Source organism: Aquitalea aquatica, assembly GCF_013911085.1.
Taxonomy (GTDB): Bacteria; Pseudomonadota; Gammaproteobacteria; order Burkholderiales; family Chromobacteriaceae; genus Aquitalea; species Aquitalea aquatica.
Genome location: NZ_JACERN010000018.1, coordinates 33,934 through 55,738, shown reverse-complemented (window position 1 = coordinate 55,738; position 21,805 = coordinate 33,934). Strand labels below are relative to the sequence as shown.

Below are 21,805 nucleotides of genomic sequence, written 5' to 3'. Positions count from 1 at the left end.
AATAAACGCTCTCTCAGGTAAATAGTGCGCCGGACTATTCCGCGTCACCCTTTCATTTTGCACAAAAATGATAATAGCATTGAAAATTTGCGCGAATTAAAATTAATTTATTTTACAAAAAATTATTTAAACAAACCGCATTTTTCACCCGTAAATAATAATCAGGTAGTTAAATAGCCGCCGCTATTCGTTACCATTATTCTGTATCGGTTATACCAGCCAATACTTGTGCCGGATCAGCCATGCAGCAGATTGTGTTGATTATTACCGTGGAGAAAACAACATCAGGCAAGATCCACCAGCCTGCCACCCACGGTAAAAACCAGCAGGACAGGCAGACCGGGGACGATGGCAAGGCGAGCAGACCGAATGGAATGGACTTGCAACTAATAGACCGTCACCGCAGGCCGCAGCAACAACATTTGCCGGCGTGTACTGCACCAGCCAGATTAGTGGGCTGGCGGGCTGGTACGACGCAGGCGGGCCGCCAGCCATTGGTCGAGCTTGCCGGCAAATTGCTGACGATCTGCCTGGCTGAATGGCGGTGGCCCTCCGCTCTGGATACCACTGCCCCGCAAATTGTCCATGAAGTCGCGCAGGGTCAGCTGGCCTTCGATGGTATCGCTGGAATAGGCTTCACCGCGGAAATTGATGGCAGCTGCACCTTTGGCCAGTGCCTGTGCCGCCAACGGGATATCGCCGCTGACCAGCAGGTCGCCTTCCTGGCATTGCCGGGCGATTTCGGCATCGGCCACATCAAAGCCCTGCCCCACCACAATGCTGCGGATATGGGGACTGGCCGGCAAAGCAGGACGCCGGTTGGCCACAAATACTGCTGGCGTGGCCGTGCGCTGGGCGGCGCGACAAATGATGTCGCGGATCACGGCAGGACAGGCGTCGGCATCTACCCAGATAGTCATGATTACGCTTCTTGTGTGGCTGGAGTGCGGCAAGCCTACAACAGTCGCCATACTTCTGCCCACGGCAATTTGTTAAAGTCGGTGCATTCATTACCAAGCTAATGGCATAAACCGGCCAAGGCCACTATAGTAGTGGGGCATGATTTCTCTCCCTCCCCTCACAAGGTTTGTTGAATGACCCGCGCGCTGACCATCCTGGTGGCCGAAGACAGTCCGACCTCCCGTCAGATTCTGCTCGACTACATCCGCCTGCTTGGCCATGAAGCCGTACCGGTAAGCAATGGACAGGAAGCAGTGGACTACTGCCGCCAACAGCGGCCCGACGTCATCTTCATGGATGTGACCATGCCGGTGATGGATGGCTTTGCCGCAACGGCCGCCATCCGCCAGTTGCTGGGCGAGCACTGGATTCCCATCATTTTCCTGACATCGTTGTCGGATCGCAGCCAGTTGCTGCGCGGCCTGACCATGGGCGGGGATGACTACCTGACCAAACCGATTGATCTGGACATTCTCACTGCCAAGCTGCATGTGCTGATCCGCATTTCGGAAATGCAGCAACGCATCGCCTCGGATAGCGAGCGGCTGGAAAGCTACTATCGCATCAACGAGCAGGAGCAGATGTTTGCCCAGATGGTGCTGGACCGCTTTACCCGCCGCGCCGAGCAGACACCGCCCAATATCCAGCAGTGGCAGCGCCCAGCGATGAATTTCAGCGGTGACACCATCTGTATTCGTCGCTGCCAGTCGGGGCTGGACCGCATCATGCTGGCCGACAGCACGGGGCATGGACTGGCGGCGGCCATCTGTGGCCTGCCGGCTGTCGATACCTTCTTTGCCATGTGCGACCGTAACCTGCCAGTGCAGGAAATTGCCCGCACCATCAACCGCAAGCTGCACACCATTCTGCCCATTGGCCGTTTTGTCGCCGCCGCCATCATCGAGGTGGATTACCAATTGCAGCGCATAGCGGTATGGAATGGCGGCATTCCCTGTGCCATGTATGTCGACCGCCAGGGCGAGATGCTTAAGTCCTTTGCTTCGCGCTCACCACCTCTGGGTATTCTGCCGGATAGCGCTTTTGAATCCACGCTCGACTATTTCAGCTGGGAAGATGCCGGCGCCCTCATCGTCTGCTCCGACGGCGTAACCGAAGCCTATGATGACAGCCGCCAGCCCTTTGGCGTGGATGGCATTCTGCGTGCGGTAAGCCAGGCGCGCACGCTAGATATCCAGGGTTCCATCACCCATGCCGTCAACCAGCATCTGGCCGGACGGGAAAACCACGATGACATCTCGCTGGTGGTGGTCCGCTGCCAGTAAATCAATCACCAGCCAGTAAAAAAGCCGATCCCCGTTAAACGGCGATCGGCTTTTTTCATGGGAAGCCCGCTCAAGCTTGGGGTGGCGTGCAGCTTTCCGGGGTGCACAACAGGGCGGCATCTTCGCCACTGGCCGCCAGCTCTCCCAGCAGGGCAGCGACAAAAGCCTGCGGCTGCCCCAACCAGGGCGATATATCCACCCGCTGCCACTGGCCGTTCTGCTCCAGCAACAGGCTGGGGAAGCCGCTCAAACCCGCCTGCTGCATACGCAAGCGGCTGTCCGCAGTATGTGCTGCTACCTTGTCCAGCTGCCGTTCCAGTTCGGCTGCAAATTCCGCAGCCGGCAGGCCCACTTCTCCTGCCAGTTGCTGCAGGACCTCGGGTTTGGCAATTTGCAAACCGCGCTGATAATGCGCCCGTTGCAGGACAGACAACATCTCTAGCGCCGGCAGGCCCAGTTGCTCGGCGGCAAGGATGGCAGCGGTTGGCGGGGTAGAGTCAAACACGGCGCTGCTGTCACGCAGCAAGCCCTCAAAGTATGCTTCGCCAAACGACAGGCCGGTCATCTTGGCAATGCGCTGATCATGCGGCATCACATAATCGCGCAGCGCCGGGGTGACAGATTGACGATTGACACCGCTCATCATGCCGCCGCCATGCAGTTGCAGCGACAATTGCGGCTGCGCGGCTGCGGCTTGCAACAGTGGCGAGGCGGCATAGCACCAGCCACATAGCGGGTCGTAAAAATAATGCAGCGTGGCTTTTACCATTTCATCTCGCCTTTGTTGACCTTGGCACCAATCTCCAGCGACATGGCTTCGCCAGCCTGCGGGAAGGCTTGCTGCATGCGCTGGATCAGCTCGGCACTATTGGCCGAGGCGGCCAGATTCTTTTCAAACTGCTGCAGATAGTCGCGGGTAAAGCGCAGGCTGGCCACCCCGGTGGGGGCATTGGCTACCATGTGACCTGGCACCACCTGCTCGGGCTGCAGCGCTTCCATTTCATTCAGTTGGGCCACCCAGGCCTGACGTTCCTGCTTGCTTTGGGTATCGGCCGTCCACACATGCAGACCGGAAACCACACCGACATTACCCACGATGGCACGAATCGACGGAATCCACACATAGCCACGGTGAGCAAGCGGGCCGGTGGTGCCGCGCACTTCCAGTGCCTGGCCTTCCAGCATCAGCTGTTTGCCAGACAAGGCATGTGGCAATGCCAGCGGAGCCTGGGGCGCGTTGGCACCCATTTTCGGCCCCCAGAAAGCCTGCTTGCCTACCACATTGGCCTTGATCTTGGCCAGAGTCGGTGCGGCGGCGACCAGTTCGGCCTGCGGGAAAATCTGCTTGAGTACGGTGGCGCCGAAGTAGTAATCCGGATCAGCCTGGCTGACGTAAATGGTTTTCAGCTGCTTGCCGCTATCCAGCACACGGGCAGCAATGCGGTAGGCATCGGCACGGGTGAAGCCGGTATCGATCAACACGGCATCTTTTTCACCGCTGACCAGCACCGAGGTGACATTGAAGCTGTTGTCATCGGCATTGTAGACCGACAGCTTGAGCGGTTCACCAGCATGGGCCAGCGTCGTACCCAGGGCCAGAGCAAACGTCAACGGCAGGAATTTCAAAGTGGAAAGCTTCATGTGTATCTCCTGAATGGTGCTGGGCATCTGCCCTGCGTGTCATTGATGGAGTGCACTTTAGCGCCAAAAACAATACAGATAAACCCGTCAAACTGGGCAGTATTGTTTCAAAAACAGAGCAAATAGTGATAATCGCCTGTTCAGCTGGCGAGTGGCTGACAGGAGTGCATGGCCACGATACGGTTGCGCCCCTGCTTCTTGGCCTGGTAGACCGCCGCATCCGCCGTATTCACCAGCCAGTCGGGCTGCTGGTTGATGCTGGCATGTGCCACGGCAATGCCGATGCTGATGGTCACCACCTGGCTGCACAATGAGGAGGGATGTGCCAATGCCAGTCCCTCGACTTGCTGGCGGATCTGTTCGGCCAGCGCCATGGTCTGCTGTACATTGCAGCCACTGAGCAACAGGACGAATTCCTCGCCGCCATAGCGTGCTGCACAGCCTTGCCAGGGTTCTGCATGACGACTGATCACTTGTGCCACCTTGATCAGGGTTTCATCTCCCATCTGATGCCCCTGGCTGTCGTTGTAACGCTTGAAGTAATCGACATCGACAAACAGCAGGGCGATGTCCACCTGCTGTTGCAGGCGGCGCTCCCAGAATGTGTGCAATTGCTGGTCGAAATAGCGCCGGTTGAACAGGCCGGTCAGACCATCGACAGTGGATATTTGCTGCAGATACTTGAAGCCCTGCTGCAACTGCCGGTGATCGCGCTGCAATGCCAGCGCCAGCAGATAACTGCGCCGCTCCTCCTTTTCCAGCTGGAACAGGCCGAGCAAACCCAGCAATACGCTGGAAAGCATCAGAATGAAAATGAGCGAGCGTGCTGCCTCATCGAGGAAATGCAAACTCCACAACACCCATCCCAGGTAAGCCAGCGTGACGGCGCAACTATAACAAGCCAGACGAAATGGAATACGCAATCCGAACATCATGAAAACCAGGCACAACATAACCCCGCCATAGTAATGCTGGGCGGTGGGCATATGACTCAGCGAGAAAAACCAGATCAGCCCCAACGCGAAAGCGGTGCTGGCCACCACCACGGAATATTCGTAATAAGGCAGGAAACGCCGCCAGAAACTGCAGAAGATGGTCAGTGCGGCAAAACCTGGCAGCAGCAGCCAGCGCCAGATCCAGATGTGCTGGTAGACATCCACCAGATAAAAGCGGTCGACTAGGCCATACAACATGAACACCACGATGCCGATGACGCCAAACAGGCGGTAACGCCGGATGCGATGCGCCGCCGTATCCCGCTGGTAGATTTCTTCCAGCAGCGGCGGGAACAGGAGCTGATACCAGGGCTGTTTGTCGGCAGTAGCCAGCGCCTGATTCAGGCTGGGGGGCATTTTCGCTACCATGGCGTCTTCCTCGTCAACAAGGTGAAGCCTGGCATCCATTCGAGATTAGACATGGTGCGATCCAGTGCGTACCGTATGGGTCTGAATAGCGACACGATGCTGAAACGGCAGCGCTGCCACGCGATGAGCAGCCTGCTTGCCGGCAGTATAACGGAAATGCCTACAGGCAAGCCGTCAGCGCAGCCGCAGGGCCAATATTTGATGACAAATGAGCTAATTGCCACCCAGCTTGGCAGGCATGGCTCAAAACTGGCTGCTTACCGCTTTTTTATCTTCCGGCTTGGCGGTGCAACACCGCGGCAAACCGATAGCACTGGCAGCGCAAACAAACAAGGAAAGCCATGGACCGCCTGATTGCCATGCAGGTATTTGTTGAAGTAGCCCGCCGTGGCAGCTTTACCGCCGCCAGCGAAGAGCTGGACCTGAGCCGCGCCATGGTGACGCGCTATATCGCCGAACTGGAAGACTGGCTGGGCGCGCGCCTGCTGCAGCGCTCCACCCGCAAGGTGACGCTGACCGATGCCGGTACCAGCTGTCTGGCCCGCTGTCAGCAAATGCTGGAGCTGGCGGCAGAAACCCGCGAAGAAGTGGGCCTGCGCGATGGCCAGTTGCGCGGCCAGTTGCGCATCACCACCAGCATGTCCTTCGGCATGGCCCAGCTGGCTCCAGCCATCAGCGATTTTCTGGCCGAACACCAGCAGATTCGCATCGACCTGCAACTGGGGGATCGTGCGGTCAACCTGATCGAGGAAGGCATAGACCTGGCCATCCGCATCACCAATGACCCGGAACCGGGCCTGATCGCTCGCCGGCTGGCTGATTGCCATTCAGTCATTGTCGCGGCTCCGGTTTATCTGGCACGCCACGGCCAGCCACTGCAGCCAGTCGATCTGGGCCAGCATCACTGTCTGAGCTACAGCCAGTTTGGCCGCAGCGAATGGCGCTTGCGCCGGGGCGCGGAGGAAGCCGTGGTCAAGGTGCATGGCCGTCTGAGCGCCAATGAAGCCGTCGCACTGCTGCAGGCCTGCCGCCACGGTGCCGGCCTGGCCATGCAGCCCTATTATCTGGTCAAGCCGCTACTGCAAAGCGGCGAGCTGGTGGCGCTGCTGCCAGACTGGCAACCCACCAGCATGGGCATTTATGCGCTCTACCCTTCGCGTCGCCAGTTGCCGCTGGCCATGCGCACCCTGCTGGACTTCCTGCAGCAGCGCTTTGCCCCCACCCCGCCGTGGGACCAGCCCGCCGCAGCATCATCCCTTCACTGAAAACTCTGCCGCCACTGGCTGGGCGATACCGCATAGCGTTGGCGGAAGTGGTGGCGCAAGGACTCGGGCGAGCCAAAACCTGCCAGTTGGGCAATCTGTTCAATATTGTGATCGGCACTTTCCAGCAGGCGTTGGCTCAGCAGCAGGCGCTCGTCCAGCAACCACTGGCTCACCGTACGCCCGGTGAGCTGACGGAAATGCCGGGTAAAGCTGCGCCGGCTCATCGCCGCCTTGTCAGCCAGGCTATCCAGGCTGTGCGGCTCGGCCAGATTGGCCCTGATCCAGTCCAGCAGTACGGCCAGCCGCGAATCACCAGCGCTAGCTGGCAGTGGCTGCTCGATAAACTGCGCCTGCCCGCCCTGACGATGTGGCGGCACCACCAGCCGCCGCGCCACGCCATTGGCCAGCTCTGCCCCGTAGCGCTGGCGTAGCAGATGCAGGCAGCAATCCAGCCCGGCGGCCGTTCCGGCCGAGGTCAGCATCTGGCCATCCTCTACATACAGTACCGCCGGGTCCAGCCGCACCTGTGGATAACGTTGGGCGAAATCATCGGCATAGGCCCAGTGCGTGGTGGCGGCACGGCCATCCAGCAAGCCGGCCTCGGCCAGCACATACGCCCCCAGACACAGGCCGACAATTTGCACACCACGCGCCGCTGCCTGCTGCAGCGCCAGCAACAAGGCGGGTGGCACCGGGCGACCGGCCTGCCAGCTGGGCAGGATGATGATGTCGGCCCCGTCCAGACCTTCCAGCCCGTACTCGCAAGTAATGCTGAAACCAACCGAGGTGGGCAAGCAGCCAGGCTCCACCGCACACACCCGCAAGTCGAAGGCCGGCAGGCCGGGATGGCTATCGCCAAACACCACACATGGCACCGACAGATGGAAGGGGCTGATCTGGGCAAAGGCGACCAGAGCAATGACGGGAGCGGACATGGCAGGATTCCGGAGCGAAACAGGATTGGCCTGATCTTAACGTATTCTGGCAATCGGGCCACTATGGCCGCCTGCCCGCTGTGCTGATAATGAGCGCCTGACCAGCCAAAACCGGAGCATGCACATGACCGCACAAAACAGCGCACTGATCGTGATCGATCTGCAAAACGACTATTTTCCTGGCGGCAAATATCCGCTGTGGAATACCGAAACCGTACTGGATAACTGTGTGGCGGCCATCGAACGGGCCAAGGCACTGGGCATGCCGGTGATCCTGGTGCAGCACGTGGCCGACAGCAGCAAGGGCATTGCCCCCTTCTTCAATGCCGGCAGCGAGGGCGTGGCGATTCACCCGCGCATTCTGGCCGCCGCGCCGCAAGCACCGATAGTAGTAAAACAGGCCGCTGACAGCTTTTATCAGACCACATTGCAGGCAACACTGGACGGGCTGGGCAGCCGCCAGCTGCTGCTGTGCGGCATGATGACGCAGAACTGCGTGACCCATACCGCCCTGTCGCGTACGGCCGACAACTATGAGGTGGCGGTGCTGGCCGATTGCTGCAGCACGGTGGACCAGATGCTGCACGCCATTGCGCTCAATGCCCTGTCCATCCGTGTGGCCCTGCCAACGGCGGCCCAAGCACTGGCCTAGTGCACCCCAAGCTGCCCGCCAATGAAAAAACCCGCCGAATGGCGGGTTTCTGCTTACAGCAAGCTGCAGCTCAGACTCAGGCCTTGTTGACCGGAATCTTGCCGATCTTGACGCGCCATTCCGCCGGGCCGGTATTGTGTACCGAGATACCGTTGGAATCGACCGCTACCGTCACCGGCATGTCTTTTACTTCGAACTCGTAAATGGCTTCCATGCCCAGGTCGGCAAAACCCACCACCTTGGAGGCCTTGATGGCCTTGGACACCAGGTAGGCCGAACCGCCCACTGCCATCAGGTAGACAGCCTTGTTGTCCTTGATGGCTTCGATGGCTGCCGGGCCACGCTCGGCCTTGCCGATCATGCCGAGCAAGCCGGTCTGTTCCAGCATCTGGCGGGTGAACTTGTCCATGCGGGTGGCGGTGGTAGGGCCAGCCGGGCCAACCACTTCGTCACGTACCGGATCAACCGGGCCCACGTAGTAGATGAAGCGGTTGGTGAAGTCCACTGGCAGCGCCTCGCCCTTGTTCAGCATGTCCACCATGCGCTTGTGCGCGGCATCACGGCCAGTAAGGATCTTGCCGTTGAGCAGCAGCACATCGCCCGGCTGCCAGCTGGCCACTTCTTCCTTGGTGATCTGGTCCAGGTCAACACGCTTGCCGTTGCTGGTGTCGTAGGTGATTTCCGGCCAGTCTTCCAGGCTGGGCGTGGCCAGATGAGCTGGGCCGCTGCCATCCAGATGGAAATGGATGTGACGGGTGGCGGCGCAGTTGGGGATCATCGCTACCGGCAGGCTGGCGGCGTGGGTGGGGTAGTCCAGAATCTTCACGTCCAGCACGGTGGTGAGGCCGCCCAGGCCCTGGGCACCAATACCCAACGCGTTCACTTTTTCAAAGATTTCCAGGCGCAGCTCTTCCACGCGGGACAGCTCGGCACCGCTGGCGGCCTTGGCCTTCAGTTCGTGGATGTCCACGTGCGACATCAGGCTTTCCTTGGCCAGCAGCATGGCTTTTTCCGGGGTACCGCCAATGCCGATGCCCAGGATGCCCGGCGGACACCAGCCGGCGCCCATGGTGGGCACGGTGTTGATCACCCAGTCGACGATGCTGTCGGACGGGTTCAGCGCGTAGAACTTGGACTTGTTCTCCGAGCCACCGCCCTTGGCCGCACAGGTCACTTCCACACCGTCGCCTTCAACGATTTCGAAGTGCACCACGGCCGGGGTGTTGTCCTTGCTGTTCTGACGCTTGCCAGCCGGATCCAGCAGCACGGAAGCGCGCAGCTTGTTGTCCGGGTTGTTATAGGCGCGGCGTACGCCTTCGTTGACCATTTCCTGTACCGACAGGGTGGCATCCCACTGCACGTTCATGCCCACTTTCAGGAACACCACGGCAATGCCGGTATCCTGGCAGATCGGGCGACGGCCTTCCGCGCACATGCGGCTGTTGATCAGTATCTGCGCCATGGCGTCCTTGGCCGCCGGGCTTTCTTCGTGCAGATAAGCCTGATACAGCGCGTCGATGTAGTCCTTGGGGTGGTAGCAGCTGATGTATTGGAAAGCATCGGCGATGCTTTGAATGAAATCATCCTGACGGATAACGGCCATGAGAGGTTTCTCCAGCGTAGTGGGCTGTTAGAAGCTGTACACGATCTGCCGCATGGATGAGGCGGCATGGCGCGATCGTGGACACGCTCTTAGGAATTGTCAGATTATTTTAGGGCCTTACGCTGCATTGCGCCATGCCTGAGCCGGGATTAGATATTAATCAGCGGTCCATCCTGCGCCCGCTGCAGCATGCTGGCGAAGGATTGCAGCGCCTGCTCCAGCGCCTGCAGCAAGGCAGGCAAACTGGCGTGATGCTGGCCACGGGCGGCCTGCTCCACCCGTGCGGCAGCGTGCGCCAGCGCAGCGGCTCCCACGTTGCGGCTGGCACCCTTGATACGGTGGGCCAGCAGCCCCAGCGCCTGCAGGTCGCCAGTGTGCCAGGCTTGCAGCAGCGCATGCAGGTCGGCCTGCTTGTCGCGCAGAAATGCCTGCAGCAATGCTCTTTGCTGCGGCCAGTCGTCCTGATACAGCACGCGCAGCACGCGGTGATCCAGCACTGGCAGCGATTCAGCCTGCGGATGCTCTGGCAGGCCAGCTTCGACAACTTCGGCACGTAGCTGCACAATCAGCTGGCAGCCCTGCCCACTACCCTGCTCCAGCTGCAAGGTGGCAGCACTCAGCCGCGCCAGTCGGCGGATACTATGCCAGCCACCGGCCGGCTGCCCGGCCTTGCGTGCTCGCTCCGGCTGCTGCAACAGCGCGGCCATCGCTGCCGCCGGGCCATCCTCCTGACTCCCCTCATGTATGATTTCTATGGTGATGATCTGGAACATCTGCTGCTGTGCCAGCAGCTGCGTCCGGAGCAGAATGCCGCCCTTGCGGGTGTAACGGATGCTGGCACCCAACAGTTGCTGCAATAGCTGGGGCAAGGCGAGTGGGTGCAGCAGCAAGGACGGAGCCAGAGCCGCATCAGTGTCCAGCAGCCAGGCCAGGCCATGCTGCTCCGCTGACTGGCGGCAGGCGTTGTGCAGTGTTGCCAGCAGCTGTGGCAGACAAATGGCCGCCATCGGTGGCTGCTGTGGACTGGCCTGCTTGGGCTGGCGTTGGCGTGCGGAAGTCGCTCTGTTCATCGGCATCTTCCCGGAAGTGTAAGAACTTGTTTACGGCGGCGCGTGTTGGATCGATGCAAGGCGTGAAAATCCGCGCACCGCAGGACAGGCCTTCATGCAGCATAGCCTAGCGGCAGGACAGGGAGTTGGCTTCGCCGCCGCGCATGCCGGCCTTGACATGGTACATGGCATGATCCGCCTCGTTGACCAGTTGCTCAGCCGTGGTGCCATCACGCGGATACAGGCTGTAGCCAATGCTGGCCCCCACCTCCAGTCGCTGCCCGGACACGGTCATGGCTTCGCCTATGCTCTGCCGCAGCTTGTTCATCAGTTCGGCCAGCGCTGCATCGGTGAAGTTACCCTGCAGCAGGATCAGGTATTCATCGCCGCCCATGCGCGCCACCATATCGCTGCCACGCACGGTATGCAGCAAGCGGCGGGCGACAATCTGCAATACCTGGTCACCGATGGCATGACCATGCAGGTCATTCACTTCTTTGAAATGGTCCAGATCGACAAACAGCACGGCAAACGGTGCGCCATTGCGTTGTGACAGCTGCAATAACTGCTCCAGCCGCTGGAAGAACAAGGCCCGGTTGGCCAGCCCGGTCAGGCTGTCATGGTGCGCCAGATAGCTCAGCTCACGCTGATTGTCGTACAAGCTGGCCATATGGCTGTTGATCTGTCGCTGCATGCGGTCGAAATTGCGCGCCAGCACGCCGATTTCATCATTGCGCTCCACTGGCAGCACCTGCTGCAGCTGGGTATCGGAAAAACTGCTGGCAGCCTGCGCCAGGGTATTGATGGGCCGCAACAAGGCACGAGCGAACACCACGGCCAGCAAAATGGCGATGGCGCTGAAGGCCAGTACCATGTGGATGATGCGCTGCCCCAGCGGCACGGCGCTTTCCAGCACCGCATCCAGCGGCTGTACCAGGCCGGTCACCACGAAATCATCCCGATTGCCCAGCCCCACTGGCTGACGCACGAAAGCCATGACCCGCTCGGCGGCCTGCTGTGGCTGCTCCAGCCCGCTCAGCGCCAGATTGTTGAGCTTGCGCTCAAACAAGGGCTGGGTAGCGGCAAAGCTGTCCTGCATCAGGATGCGGCGGCCCTGCTCAAAGCCGAAGGTTTGCGCCGGGTCGGGGTGGACCAGAAAATCACCCCAGCGGTTGGCCATGTACAGCTGATAGCCCTTGGGCAAATCGGCACGCAGCTGCCCCAGCAGCCGCTCCAGATCGAGATTGATCACCAGCAGGCCACCTGGCTGGCCGTCGCTGCGCGGCAGCGGCGTTGCCACCATCATGCCGGGGCGGCCTTCGGCATCATGTGCGGCGCGCTCGTGATTGATGCCGATGGCTGACTGGTAGATTTGCCCAGCCGGCAAGGCCAGGGTTTCAAACACATAAGGGAAATGGCCTTTTTCCTGCAAATCCGCACCATCCACGCGCAGGGTCAGCCCGCCGCTACTGTCTACCCTGACCAGTTCCAGCCCGTTGTCCGCCGCACCGATCAGCCTGACCTGCAAGTATTCGGGGTGCAGCGCCAGCATGCCGGCAAATGCCTGCGCCAGTTCGTCGCGCGCCCGCTGCATCTGGCTACCGCCCTGGCCGTTGATCACCTGGGCCACCTGCACCAGCCGTGCCAGCAGCATGGCATCATCGGCAGCTTCTTCCTCGGCCTGTTGCAGCCGACGGTTCACCCCACGCGCCGCCGTCAGCAAATCCCCCTGTGCCGCCGACACCAGCATGGTGCGGTTGGCAGTGAAAGCGTAGTAGCCGGTAATCCCGGACGACAGGATGCCGAATACCGCCAGTAGCAGCGCCAGTTTCACCAACAGACCGGAGCGCATGATTCAGAAGCTCCCCGGCCGGTCGCCGGAATAGATCTTTTGCCATAGCGCTTCACGCTGCGCGGCATTTTCCACGGGCTGCAGCCATAGCACTTTGGCACCGGGTTTCAGTTCGTCGCTGGCGCTGAGGGTATTGGCCAGCCCTTGCCGTGTCGGCAACAGCGCGCTGACTGCCGGCTCCAGCATGTAGTTGATCCACTGCTGCGCCAGCCGTGGCTTGCTGCTGGCCGCCGTCATGGCCCAGCAGTCCAGCCAGGCCAGCACGCCTTCACGCGGAATGGCATAGCCAACATCGGCCCCCGCCTGGCGCAGCGAGTTCAGCTGCTGGGTGCCGTAATTGCCAAACATCAGCGCGATCTTGTGGCGGATGAACAATTCCGTCCCCTCTTCCGGCAGGCTGTAAAAAGTCAGTACATTGCGCCGCAGTGCAATCAGCCGCTGCACCAGCATGCCTTGCTGCGCCGCGCTCAAGCGAAAGGGCTGGCCAATGCCGCTGGCCAGCGCGGTAAACGAGAAATTATGTTGTCCGCTATTGAAGTCGAGCACCTTGTGGCGATAACGCGGGTCCCACAGCACATTCATGGTGTCAGGCGGCACGGGAAACTGCCGCCGGTCGTAGATGATGCCCATGGTGGAATAGGTAAAGGGAACGGCATACAGCCGGCCTTGCTGCTGCAGGCCGGGAATGGCTGCCAGATTGCGAAAGCGCGGCAACTGACGCCGGGTATTAGGTAGCAAGGCCGGGTCCAGCGGCTTGAGCAGGCCGGCGGCGAAATAACGCTGCATTTCGGCAGTATTGGCGGCCAGCACATCGAAATGCGGTCCGGAGGAAGCATGCATCTTGGCCCATAGCGCCTCGTCCGAGTCGACAAAAGTCACTTCCACGCTCACCTGGAAGCGCTGTTCGAAGGCATGCACCACGTCCGGATCGGCATAGCCAGGCCAGGCGAGCACTCGCAGCACGTCTTTGGCCACGGCCAGCTGGCAACACAACAGGCAGCCGATTACCCCCGTAAGCAGGCTGATTTTATTGAATGCCACGATTGTATTTCTTCTTTTTCAATTCACCGTTTGAATGTAGCTGCTTGTCATCCCTTATACCTAAGTATTTTTACCAAAATCAGATCAAATGTCCGCGGCGGCGGCCAACAGGGTGGCGCAGGGCATGCGCCCGGCAGGCGTCAGGTCTTGGCCGTGACAATGCCATCACGCACCGAAGCGGTGCTTTTCATTTTTAACGCACCAATTAACAGCACAACATCGCGGCAAAACACCTTTTTGGTGCACGGGTGCACTGACAAATCGCAGCATGCATCAGCCTGTGATCACCGAAATCGGGCAGCGCCGTCACCATTTTCGAGCATCTGCGATTCAAACTGGTGCCGCTGGCGCCAAGCTGGCATTCCCCTTGCTTTAAGGAAGCCCCATAAAAGCCGACCACAACGGGACTCGCCATGCCAAACTCGAATTCACCTTCCGACGTACTATTCCTGCTGCTGGGGGCCATCATGATTCTGGCCATGCACGCAGGTTTCGCCTTTCTGGAACTGGGCACAGTACGTAAGAAAAACCAGGTCAATGCCCTGGTCAAGATCCTGACCGACTTTGCGGTATCGGCCATCGCCTATTTCTTTGTCGGCTACAGCGTGGCCTATGGGGTGAACTTCCTGGGGGATGCCAGCCATATTGCCCAGCACAATGGCTATGAACTGGTGAAATTTTTCTTCCTACTGACTTTTGCCGCGGCCATTCCGGCCATTGTGTCCGGCGGTATTGCCGAGCGGGCAAAATTCCATCCGCAGTCGGCAGCGACCTTTTTGCTGGTGGGCCTGGTCTATCCCTTCTTCGAGGGCATGGCCTGGAATAACCACTACGGCGTGCAAGACTGGCTGAGCCATAGCTTCGGCCAGCCTTTCCACGACTTTGCCGGCTCGGTGGTGGTACATGCAGTGGGCGGCTGGATCGGCCTGGCCGCCGTGCTGAACCTGGGCGCGCGGCGCGGCCGCTACAGCAAGGAAGGCCGCATCTCGGCCCACCCGCCCTCCTCCATTCCCTTCCTGGCACTGGGCGCGTGGATTCTGATCGTCGGCTGGTTCGGCTTCAACGTGATGAGCGCACAAAGGCTGAACGGTATTTCCGGGCTGGTGGCCATCAATTCGCTGATGGCCATGGTCGGCGGCACCCTCAGCGCGATGTGGGCCGGCAAGAACGACCCCGGCTTCATCCATAACGGCCCGCTGGCTGGCCTGGTGGCCGTATGCGCCGGCTCGGACATCATGCATCCGCTAGGCGCACTGGTGGTGGGGCTGGTAGCTGGTGCGATGTTTGTCTGGCTGTTTACCCAGACCCAGAACCGCTGGAAGATCGACGACGTGCTGGGGGTATGGCCGCTGCACGGCATCTGCGGCGCCTGGGGCGGCATTGCTGCCGGTATCTTCGGCCAGAGCGCACTGGGTGGCCTGGGTGGAGTCAGCTTGATTTCCCAATTGCTGGGCACGGCAGGTGGCATCGCCATTGGCTTTGGTGGCGGTTATCTGGTGTATGCCGTGCTGCGCAAGACGGTGGGCATCCGGCTGGATGAGGAAGAAGAGTTCAACGGGGCCGACCTCACCATCCACCAGATCACCGCGACACCGGACCGTGAAACCAACTGGTGATTCCCGCCTTGACCGGTCGGGCCGGCTACGCGGACCCGACCACGCTGTCATAATGTTGATCCGCCTCAGACTTTGGCAGCTTTGTCCGACAAGAGGACACACAGCGCACAAGGCCTCCGCTATGCTGACAGCAAGCATTACCAGCAGGCAGCTACCGGAATCATGAGCACGCAATTCTCCCCATACGGCAGGCGCTCCCTGCGCACCCGCATCACCCTTGGCATGTTGCTGGCACTGGTGCTCACTCTGTGGCTGACCACCTTGCTGATCAGCCATAGTCTGCGCCAGCAGATGGAAGACACCATTTCCGCTCAGCAGTTTTCCACCGTATCGCTGACTGCACGCGAAGTAGACCGCTCGGTCAGCGAGCGCGTGCAAGCCTTGCAGTCCCTTACCCGGCAGTTCAAGGGCAAGCCGGTCAGCACCGCAGCCATCCAGCCGGAGCTACTGCGACGGCCCATTTTGCTGATGATGTTCAACTGGGGCATCGTGGTGCTGGACAAAAACGGCCAGGTGCAGGCCAGCATCCCGGAAAGCCTGGGCCGCGACGGCCACTCCTATGCCGACAGCGCGTTTTTCCGGCTGACCATGCAGCATGGCGGACGTTATATCACGGAGCCAATGCAAGGCCATTACACCGGCAAGCCGGTGATTTCCATGCTGGAGCCACTGCTGGATGCCAATGGCAAGCTGGAAGGGCTGATCATGGGGGTGACCAATCTGGCGCAACCCAATTTTCTGGATGACATCAGTGCCGCACGCTACGGTGCCACCGGCAGTTTCTTCATTACCGCGCCACAAAGCCGCCGCTACATCATGTCCTCGGACAAGCAGCGTCTGCTCAAGGCTGGCCCGCCACCCGGGATCAACCCCTTGTATGACCGCTATATCGCTGGCTACGAAGGATCCGGGGTGGCCATGAGTTCGCGCGGGGTGCTGGAGCTGTCCTCCAGCGTGCACATCAAGTCCACCGGCTGGCTGATGCAGTCGGTATTGCCGGCGGAAGAGGCCTTTGCCCCCATCCGCACCCTGCAACGTCAGCTGTTCGGTCTGGCACTGCTGCTGACCTTGCTGGCGGGTGGTCTGAGCTGGTGGTGGCTGCGCCGCCAGTTACTACCACTGAGTGAAGCCACCCAGTTGCTGACCCGCATGGGTGATGGCGAACTGCCCAAGCAACCCTTGCCGGTCAGCCGGGCAGATGAAGTCGGCTTGTTGGCCACCTCCTTCAATACACTGCTGGAACGTATCCAGCGTGAAGAAGAAAAAGCCGCCGAACATGCTGCCAACCAGTTGCTGCGCAAGATCGTGTCGCAGATTCCCGGCGTGGTGTTCCAATACCGCATGTTCAGCGATGGCCATGGCTGCTTCCCCTTTGCCAGTGAAGCCTTTTACGACATCTACGGCATCCGGCCGGAAGCGGTCAGCCAGAGTGCCGACGCGATTCGCAATCTGCTACACCCTGTAGACCGCGACAGCTTCTTTGAGGCCTTGCACCACTCGGCACAGACCCTGACGCAATGGCGCACCGAATATCGCATCTGCCTGCCGGACGGCCAGATCAAATGGCTGCTGGTGGATGCCATGCCGGAGCAAGACGGCAGCGAGGTGTTGTGGTACGGCTTTATTGCCGACATCAGCCGTCACAAGCGCATGGAAGCAGAGCTGCGCATTGCCGCCACCACCTTCCTCACCCAGGAAGGCATCATGGTCACCGACCCGGACGGCCACATCCTGCGGGTGAATCCCTCCTTCAGCCAGATCACCGGCTATGACAGCGCAGACGTGGTGGGCAAGACACCCGCCGTGCTCAGCTCGCACCGACACCCGGCAGCCTTTTACCAGCAACTGTGGCAATCCCTGCTGGAAAATGGTGCCTGGCAGGGCGAAATATGGAATACCCGCAAGACCGGCGAAGTGTTCCCGGAATGGCTCACCATCACGGCGGTCAAGGATAATGCAGGACACACCAGCCATTACGTGGCCATTTTCCAGGACATCACCGAGCGCAAGGCTGCGGCCGATGAAATCCAGACCCTGGCGTTTTACGATGCCCTCACCCACCTGCCCAACCGTCGCCTGCTGCAAGACCGGCTGCAACACGCGCGGGATGCGGCCCGCCGCCAAAAGGAATATGGCGCACTGCTGTTCCTCGACCTAGACAATTTCAAGTCGCTGAACGACACCATGGGCCACGATATTGGCGATGTCCTGCTACAGGAAGTGGCCAGCCGCCTGCTGCGCTGCCTGCGCACCGGTGACACTGTGGCCCGGCTGGGCGGGGACGAATTCATCGTGATGCTGGAAAACCTGGGGCCAAAGCGCGATCTGGCCATGCACGAAGCAGAAACCGTCGGCCGCAAGATTCTGGCCACCCTGCACCAGCCCTACCAGCTGCGTGGCTACGACTACCGTGGCAGCTCCAGCCTGGGTATTGCCCTGTTTGCCGACGAAAACGGCAGCAGCGAGGACATCCTCAAGCAGGCCGACCTGGCGATGTACCAGGCCAAATCCGCCGGACGTAACACCCTGCGCTTTTTCGACCCGGTGATGCAGGCGGAAATCAATACCCGCACCCAGCTGGAAGCCGAGCTACACCATGCGCTGGAACACGGCGAACTCAGCCTGTACTACCAGCCGCAGATCCGCCACGGCAAGCCTTGCCAGAGCGTGGAGGCGCTATTGCGCTGGCATAGCCCGCAACAGGGGCTGCGCTTGCCCGGCTCGTTCATTCCATTGGCCGAACAGAGCAATCTGATCCTGGCCATCGATCACTGGGTGCTGCAACAAGCCTGCACCCAGTTGGCCGCCTGGGCCAGCCATGCCGACACCGCCGGCCTGAGCATCGCCGTCAATGTCAGTGCCCGTCAGTTCCACCAAAGCGATTTTGTCAGCCGCCTGCGCCGCCTGCTGCAAGACAGCGGCGCCAATCCGGCCCTGCTGAAACTGGAAATCACCGAAAGCCTGCTGTTGATGAAGCTGGACGACGCCGGCAGCAAGATGAACAGCCTGCGCCAGCTGGGCATTACCTTTGCCCTGGATGATTTCGGCACCGGTTACTCCTCGCTGTCCTACCTGAAGCAACTGCCGCTGGACCAGGTCAAGATCGACCACAGCTTTGTGCGCGATGTACTGGACAATCCCAACGATGCCGCCATCTGCAAGGCCGTCATTGCCCTGGGCCACAGCCTGGGCCTGACCGTGATTGCCGAAGGAGTGGAAACCGCCGCCCAGTATGATTTCCTGGTGGCACAAGGCTGCGAGGTGATACAGGGCTATCTGTTCAGCCAGGCGCTGCCGCCCGAACAGCTGCAACACTGGCTGGCACATAGCCTGCCAGACCGGCATGGCCACAATACACAACAGCCCACGCCTGCGGTCACTGTCGGTTCATGAACCCAGTAGCGCGACGGCCGGCTGGTGCTGCTGCGCATAAACAGCGAATGCATCCGCCGGCAAAGGCCGGCTGAACAGATACCCCTGCAGTTCATTGCAGCCCTGGGCACGCAGCCAGCTATGCTGCTCCGCCGTCTCCACGCCCTCGGCAATGGTCAGCAGGCCGAGCTTTTCTGCCATATGGATGATGGCGGCCACAATGGCGCGATCTTCCGGATCGGTCACGATATCGCGGATAAAGCTCTGGTCGATTTTCAGCTTGTAGACACGGAACTGCTTGAGCAGGTTGAGCGAGGAATAGCCGGTACCAAAATCGTCTATCGACATGCGCACACCTTGCTCATGCAAGACATTCATCACCGCAATGGCTTGTTGCGGGTCGTACATCGCCACGCCTTCGGTCAGCTCCAGCTCCAGCGCACTGGCAGGCAAGCCCTCTTCCTGCAGAATGCGCGCCACCAGCGCCGGCAGATCGGGCTGGCGGAATTGCACCGCAGACAGATTGACCGCCATCACCAGCGCCAGCCCCTGATCACGCCACTGCCGCGCCTGCCGGACGGCATGGCGCAATACCCATTCGCCCAGTTGCAGAATCAGGCCACAATCCTCAGCGACCGGAATGAATTCTGCGGGTGAAATATTGCCCAGCTCCGGATGCGTCCAGCGCAGTAGCGCCTCGGCCCCCACCAACTGGCCACCCGCCATGGCCAGCTGTGGCTGGTAGTGGATGCTGAACTGCTGCAGCTCCAGTGCCACCCGCAAGGCATTCACCAGTTGCAGATGGCGCGAGGCCTTTTCCTGAATCGCCGCCGTATAGAAACGGAAACAGCTGCGTCCAGCCTTCTTGGCCAGATACATGGCGGCATCAGCCCGGCGCGACAGGGTTTCCAGATCCAGACCATCCTGCGGGTATAGTGCAATGCCGATGGAGGCAGAAACATTCAGGTCGTAAGGTGCTACCAGATAGGGATGCGCAATAGCGTCCAGCAATTGCTGGGCCAGCGCTTCTGCCCGGGAGGCATCCATCGCGGGCAGCAGCAGGATGAACTCGTCGCCGCCCAGTCGCGACACCAGCGCAGCATCCGGCAAAGCCTCGCGCAGCCGCGATGCCAATTGCACCAGCAAGGCATCGCCAATGCTGTGCCCCAGCGAATCATTGATGTCCTTGAAGTGATCAAGGTCGAGGAACATCAAGGCCAGCGCCTGTTGCTGGCGGGCTGCCTGCTGCAGGGTCTGCTCCGCTTGCTCTTCCAGCATCACCCGGTTGGGCAGGCCGGTCAGTACATCGTAGTGGGCCAGATAGCGGATATGCTGCTCGTTCTGCTTGCGCAGGGTGATGTCACGGGTAATCGCCAGCAGCATGCTGATGGTGCCGTCTTCACCCCGCATGGGTGCGGCATGGGTTTCCAGCCAGCGTCGCTGCCCCTGCAGGCCGGTGATTTCGAATTCCAGCGTTCCGCTCTGTCCGTTCATCACCCGCTGGTGCAGCTGCATGAAGGCGGCATGATAGTCAGGCATGACAAAGTGCATCAGCCCAAGCTGCTGGATCTGCTGCAGGTTCTCGGCCTGTAGCATGGCCATGCCGGCCTGGTTCATTTCCAGCAGCTGGCCATCCGCGCCCACCACCTTGATGCATTCCGGTTCGGTCTCAATGATGGTACGCAAGCGCTGCTCGCTCAGCTGCAAGGCAGTGCTGGCAGCCTGGCGCGCCTGCTCGCGCTGGAAGCTGTCCAGCGCATAATCCAGGTCCATCACCATTTCTTCGATCAGCTTGCGTGCGGCCTCGTCAAAGGCGTATGGCTCGCCGCTGTAGAGTGTCAGCGCACCGATGATCTGGCCATTGCGCTGCAAGGGCAGCGCAGCCGAGGCTCCCCAGCCATAGCGCACCGCACGGGTATGCCATGGCGTGGTAGCCGGGTCATTCTGAAAGTCCTGACACCATTGCACCTGGCCGGTCAGCACGGCCCGGCCTGTCGGGCCATGGCTAAGCGGATTGGCCGCATCGGTCGCCAGTGGCAAATCCACCAGATACTCGGTACCACTGCCATGGGCACACAGTGGCCGGATGTGTTTTGCATCTTCATCCAGCAAGCCCACCCACACCATTTTCATGCCGCCATGCTCCACGGCAGCCTGACACATCCGCTCAAACAGCTCGTGCTCGGAGCGACTGCGCACAATGGCCTGATTGCATTGGCTCAGCGCATTGTAAAGCCCGTTCAAGCGCAGATTGCGCGCATCGGCCTGGCGGCGTGCTTCATCCAGACGCTGCAGCTTGTGCCGGGTTTCGGCCAGCCAGCCCATCACACTATGATGGCCAAACCTTCTCTGCGGCACCGGCTGCGAGAAATCACCACTGCCCAGCCGGGCGATGCTGCTGTGCAATTCGGCAACACTACCGCCCAACACATTGTGCAGATTACGCCGCTGCACCCACAGCAAGGGCAGCAGCAGCAGGCCAAAAGCAAGGAATATCCAGCGCAGCTGCCGGGCATAGCGTTCGGCATCTTGCACCGCCTGCAAGGTACGCAGGGCAGAGATGCGGTTGAAGTCGGCAATCGGCTGCATGATGCCGGCCTTGGCGCGGTGGTAGGCCGCATCGTACAGCATGTGGATGGCCTGCAGCCGTTGTGGTGCATCCAGCGGAGGGTTCGATGCCACCAGCGCCATGGCCGCCCATTCGATCCGGGTCAGGGCATCTGATTTGGCTTTGGCCTCGGCCAGCCTGGCCATTTCATCCGGGGTAAAGCCGGCATCACGCATGCGCTGCAGCAAGGAAGGAACAACACTGGCGGCCTGAGGCCGGCGATCATCCTCCAGCACCAGATCCCAGTAGATGTTCTGGTAATCCTGCGGACGGGCGACCATGCCATCGCGAATGGCCAGAATTTCACGGTAATGCTGCTGATAGACCGGCTCACCAGTCACCACATAGCTACGCACCATGCGGGTAAGGTCGTCGGAAGACTGGCGCAATTCACCGGCCAGCAAAATGGAAGCATGCCGGGTTTCGTTGGCACGATCGATGGCATTTTCTGCCCGTACATACAGCACAAAGCTGACGATAAAGGCGATGAATACCAGCAGAATCAACCAGTAATAGCGGGAGAGCAGCAGCAGCTTGCTCTTGACGGTCAACATGGCTTCATAG

Annotated in this window: 16 protein-coding genes; 6 read left to right on the top strand and 10 right to left on the bottom strand. The window is 60.3% G+C overall.

Annotated elements, in window-relative coordinates; translation table 11 throughout:
- Positions 1-449: 449 nt before the first annotated feature.
- Positions 450-920: a YaiI/YqxD family protein gene (locus H2Z84_RS05640; RefSeq protein ID WP_181835112.1), complete on the bottom strand. Its 471-nt coding sequence runs from the start codon at positions 918-920 to the stop codon at positions 450-452.
- Between the two features lie 174 nt (positions 921-1,094).
- Between H2Z84_RS05640 and H2Z84_RS05635 the strand changes: the two genes are divergently transcribed.
- The gene (locus H2Z84_RS05635; protein ID WP_181835111.1) at positions 1,095-2,243 is read left to right on the top strand and encodes a SpoIIE family protein phosphatase; all 1,149 of its coding nucleotides are present in this window, start codon (positions 1,095-1,097) and stop codon (positions 2,241-2,243) included.
- Between the two features lie 70 nt (positions 2,244-2,313).
- Here the strand turns inward: H2Z84_RS05635 and H2Z84_RS05630 are convergent, their stop codons facing one another.
- The 3 genes from H2Z84_RS05630 to H2Z84_RS05620 all read right to left on the bottom strand — a co-directional run bounded on the left by H2Z84_RS05630 (position 2,314) and on the right by H2Z84_RS05620 (position 5,248).
- Complete coding sequence (locus H2Z84_RS05630; RefSeq protein WP_181835110.1) at positions 2,314-3,012, bottom strand: DsbA family protein; 699 nt, start codon at positions 3,010-3,012, stop codon at positions 2,314-2,316.
- On the bottom strand, positions 3,006-3,884 hold the full coding sequence (locus H2Z84_RS05625) for an MBL fold metallo-hydrolase (protein WP_181835109.1): 879 nt from the start codon (positions 3,882-3,884) through the stop codon (positions 3,006-3,008). The genes H2Z84_RS05630 and H2Z84_RS05625 overlap by 7 nt, the downstream gene beginning before the upstream one ends.
- Before the next feature lie 140 nt (positions 3,885-4,024).
- Entirely contained in the window at positions 4,025-5,248 is a 1,224-nt protein-coding gene (locus H2Z84_RS05620) for a GGDEF domain-containing protein (RefSeq protein ID WP_181835108.1), read from the bottom strand.
- Between the two features lie 51 nt (positions 5,249-5,299).
- On the opposite strand from H2Z84_RS05620, the gene H2Z84_RS05615 reads away from it, so the two are divergent.
- The gene (locus H2Z84_RS05615) at positions 5,300-5,602 is read left to right on the top strand and encodes a hypothetical protein (protein WP_181835107.1); all 303 of its coding nucleotides are present in this window, start codon (positions 5,300-5,302) and stop codon (positions 5,600-5,602) included.
- Complete coding sequence (locus H2Z84_RS05610) at positions 5,590-6,513, top strand: LysR family transcriptional regulator (protein ID WP_181835106.1); 924 nt, start codon at positions 5,590-5,592, stop codon at positions 6,511-6,513. Before H2Z84_RS05615 ends, H2Z84_RS05610 begins: the two co-directional genes overlap by 13 nt.
- On the opposite strand, the gene H2Z84_RS05605 is transcribed toward H2Z84_RS05610, so the two are convergent.
- Positions 6,507-7,448, bottom strand: a complete 942-nt coding sequence (locus H2Z84_RS05605) for a GlxA family transcriptional regulator (protein WP_181835105.1) — start codon at positions 7,446-7,448, stop codon at positions 6,507-6,509. The two genes, H2Z84_RS05610 and H2Z84_RS05605, sit on opposite strands and share 7 nt — an antisense overlap.
- A 124-nt stretch (positions 7,449-7,572) precedes the next feature.
- On the opposite strand from H2Z84_RS05605, the gene H2Z84_RS05600 reads away from it, so the two are divergent.
- Positions 7,573-8,100: a cysteine hydrolase family protein gene (locus tag H2Z84_RS05600; protein WP_181835104.1), complete on the top strand. Its 528-nt coding sequence runs from the start codon at positions 7,573-7,575 to the stop codon at positions 8,098-8,100.
- 76 nt (positions 8,101-8,176) lie between these two features.
- Here the strand turns inward: H2Z84_RS05600 and H2Z84_RS05595 are convergent, their stop codons facing one another.
- The 4 genes from H2Z84_RS05595 to H2Z84_RS05580 form a co-directional block, all read right to left on the bottom strand.
- Positions 8,177-9,703: a fumarate hydratase gene (locus H2Z84_RS05595; protein ID WP_103525361.1), complete on the bottom strand. Its 1,527-nt coding sequence runs from the start codon at positions 9,701-9,703 to the stop codon at positions 8,177-8,179.
- Between the two features lie 149 nt (positions 9,704-9,852).
- A complete protein-coding gene (locus H2Z84_RS05590) occupies positions 9,853-10,773 on the bottom strand; it encodes an Hpt domain-containing protein (protein ID WP_181835103.1) in 921 nt (306 codons plus the stop codon).
- A 106-nt stretch (positions 10,774-10,879) separates the two neighbouring features.
- Positions 10,880-12,604, bottom strand: coding sequence for a diguanylate cyclase domain-containing protein (locus H2Z84_RS05585; RefSeq protein ID WP_181835102.1), 1,725 nt, complete (start codon positions 12,602-12,604; stop codon positions 10,880-10,882).
- A 3-nt stretch (positions 12,605-12,607) separates the two neighbouring features.
- Entirely contained in the window at positions 12,608-13,645 is a 1,038-nt protein-coding gene (locus tag H2Z84_RS05580; RefSeq protein ID WP_309545441.1) for an extracellular solute-binding protein, read from the bottom strand.
- 413 nt (positions 13,646-14,058) lie between these two features.
- Here H2Z84_RS05580 and H2Z84_RS05575 point away from each other — a divergent pair, with 413 nt between their 5' ends.
- Both H2Z84_RS05575 and H2Z84_RS05570 read left to right on the top strand, forming a co-directional pair.
- Complete coding sequence (locus H2Z84_RS05575) at positions 14,059-15,261, top strand: ammonium transporter (protein ID WP_181835101.1); 1,203 nt, start codon at positions 14,059-14,061, stop codon at positions 15,259-15,261.
- Between the two features lie 162 nt (positions 15,262-15,423).
- Complete coding sequence (locus H2Z84_RS05570) at positions 15,424-18,654, top strand: bifunctional diguanylate cyclase/phosphodiesterase (RefSeq protein ID WP_181835100.1); 3,231 nt, start codon at positions 15,424-15,426, stop codon at positions 18,652-18,654.
- Here H2Z84_RS05570 and H2Z84_RS05565 read toward each other — a convergent pair.
- Positions 18,649-21,795 (bottom strand): putative bifunctional diguanylate cyclase/phosphodiesterase, encoded by a 3,147-nt coding sequence (locus H2Z84_RS05565; RefSeq protein ID WP_181835099.1) that lies wholly within the window; start codon positions 21,793-21,795, stop codon positions 18,649-18,651. The two genes, H2Z84_RS05570 and H2Z84_RS05565, sit on opposite strands and share 6 nt — an antisense overlap.
- Positions 21,796-21,805 lie beyond the last annotated feature (10 nt).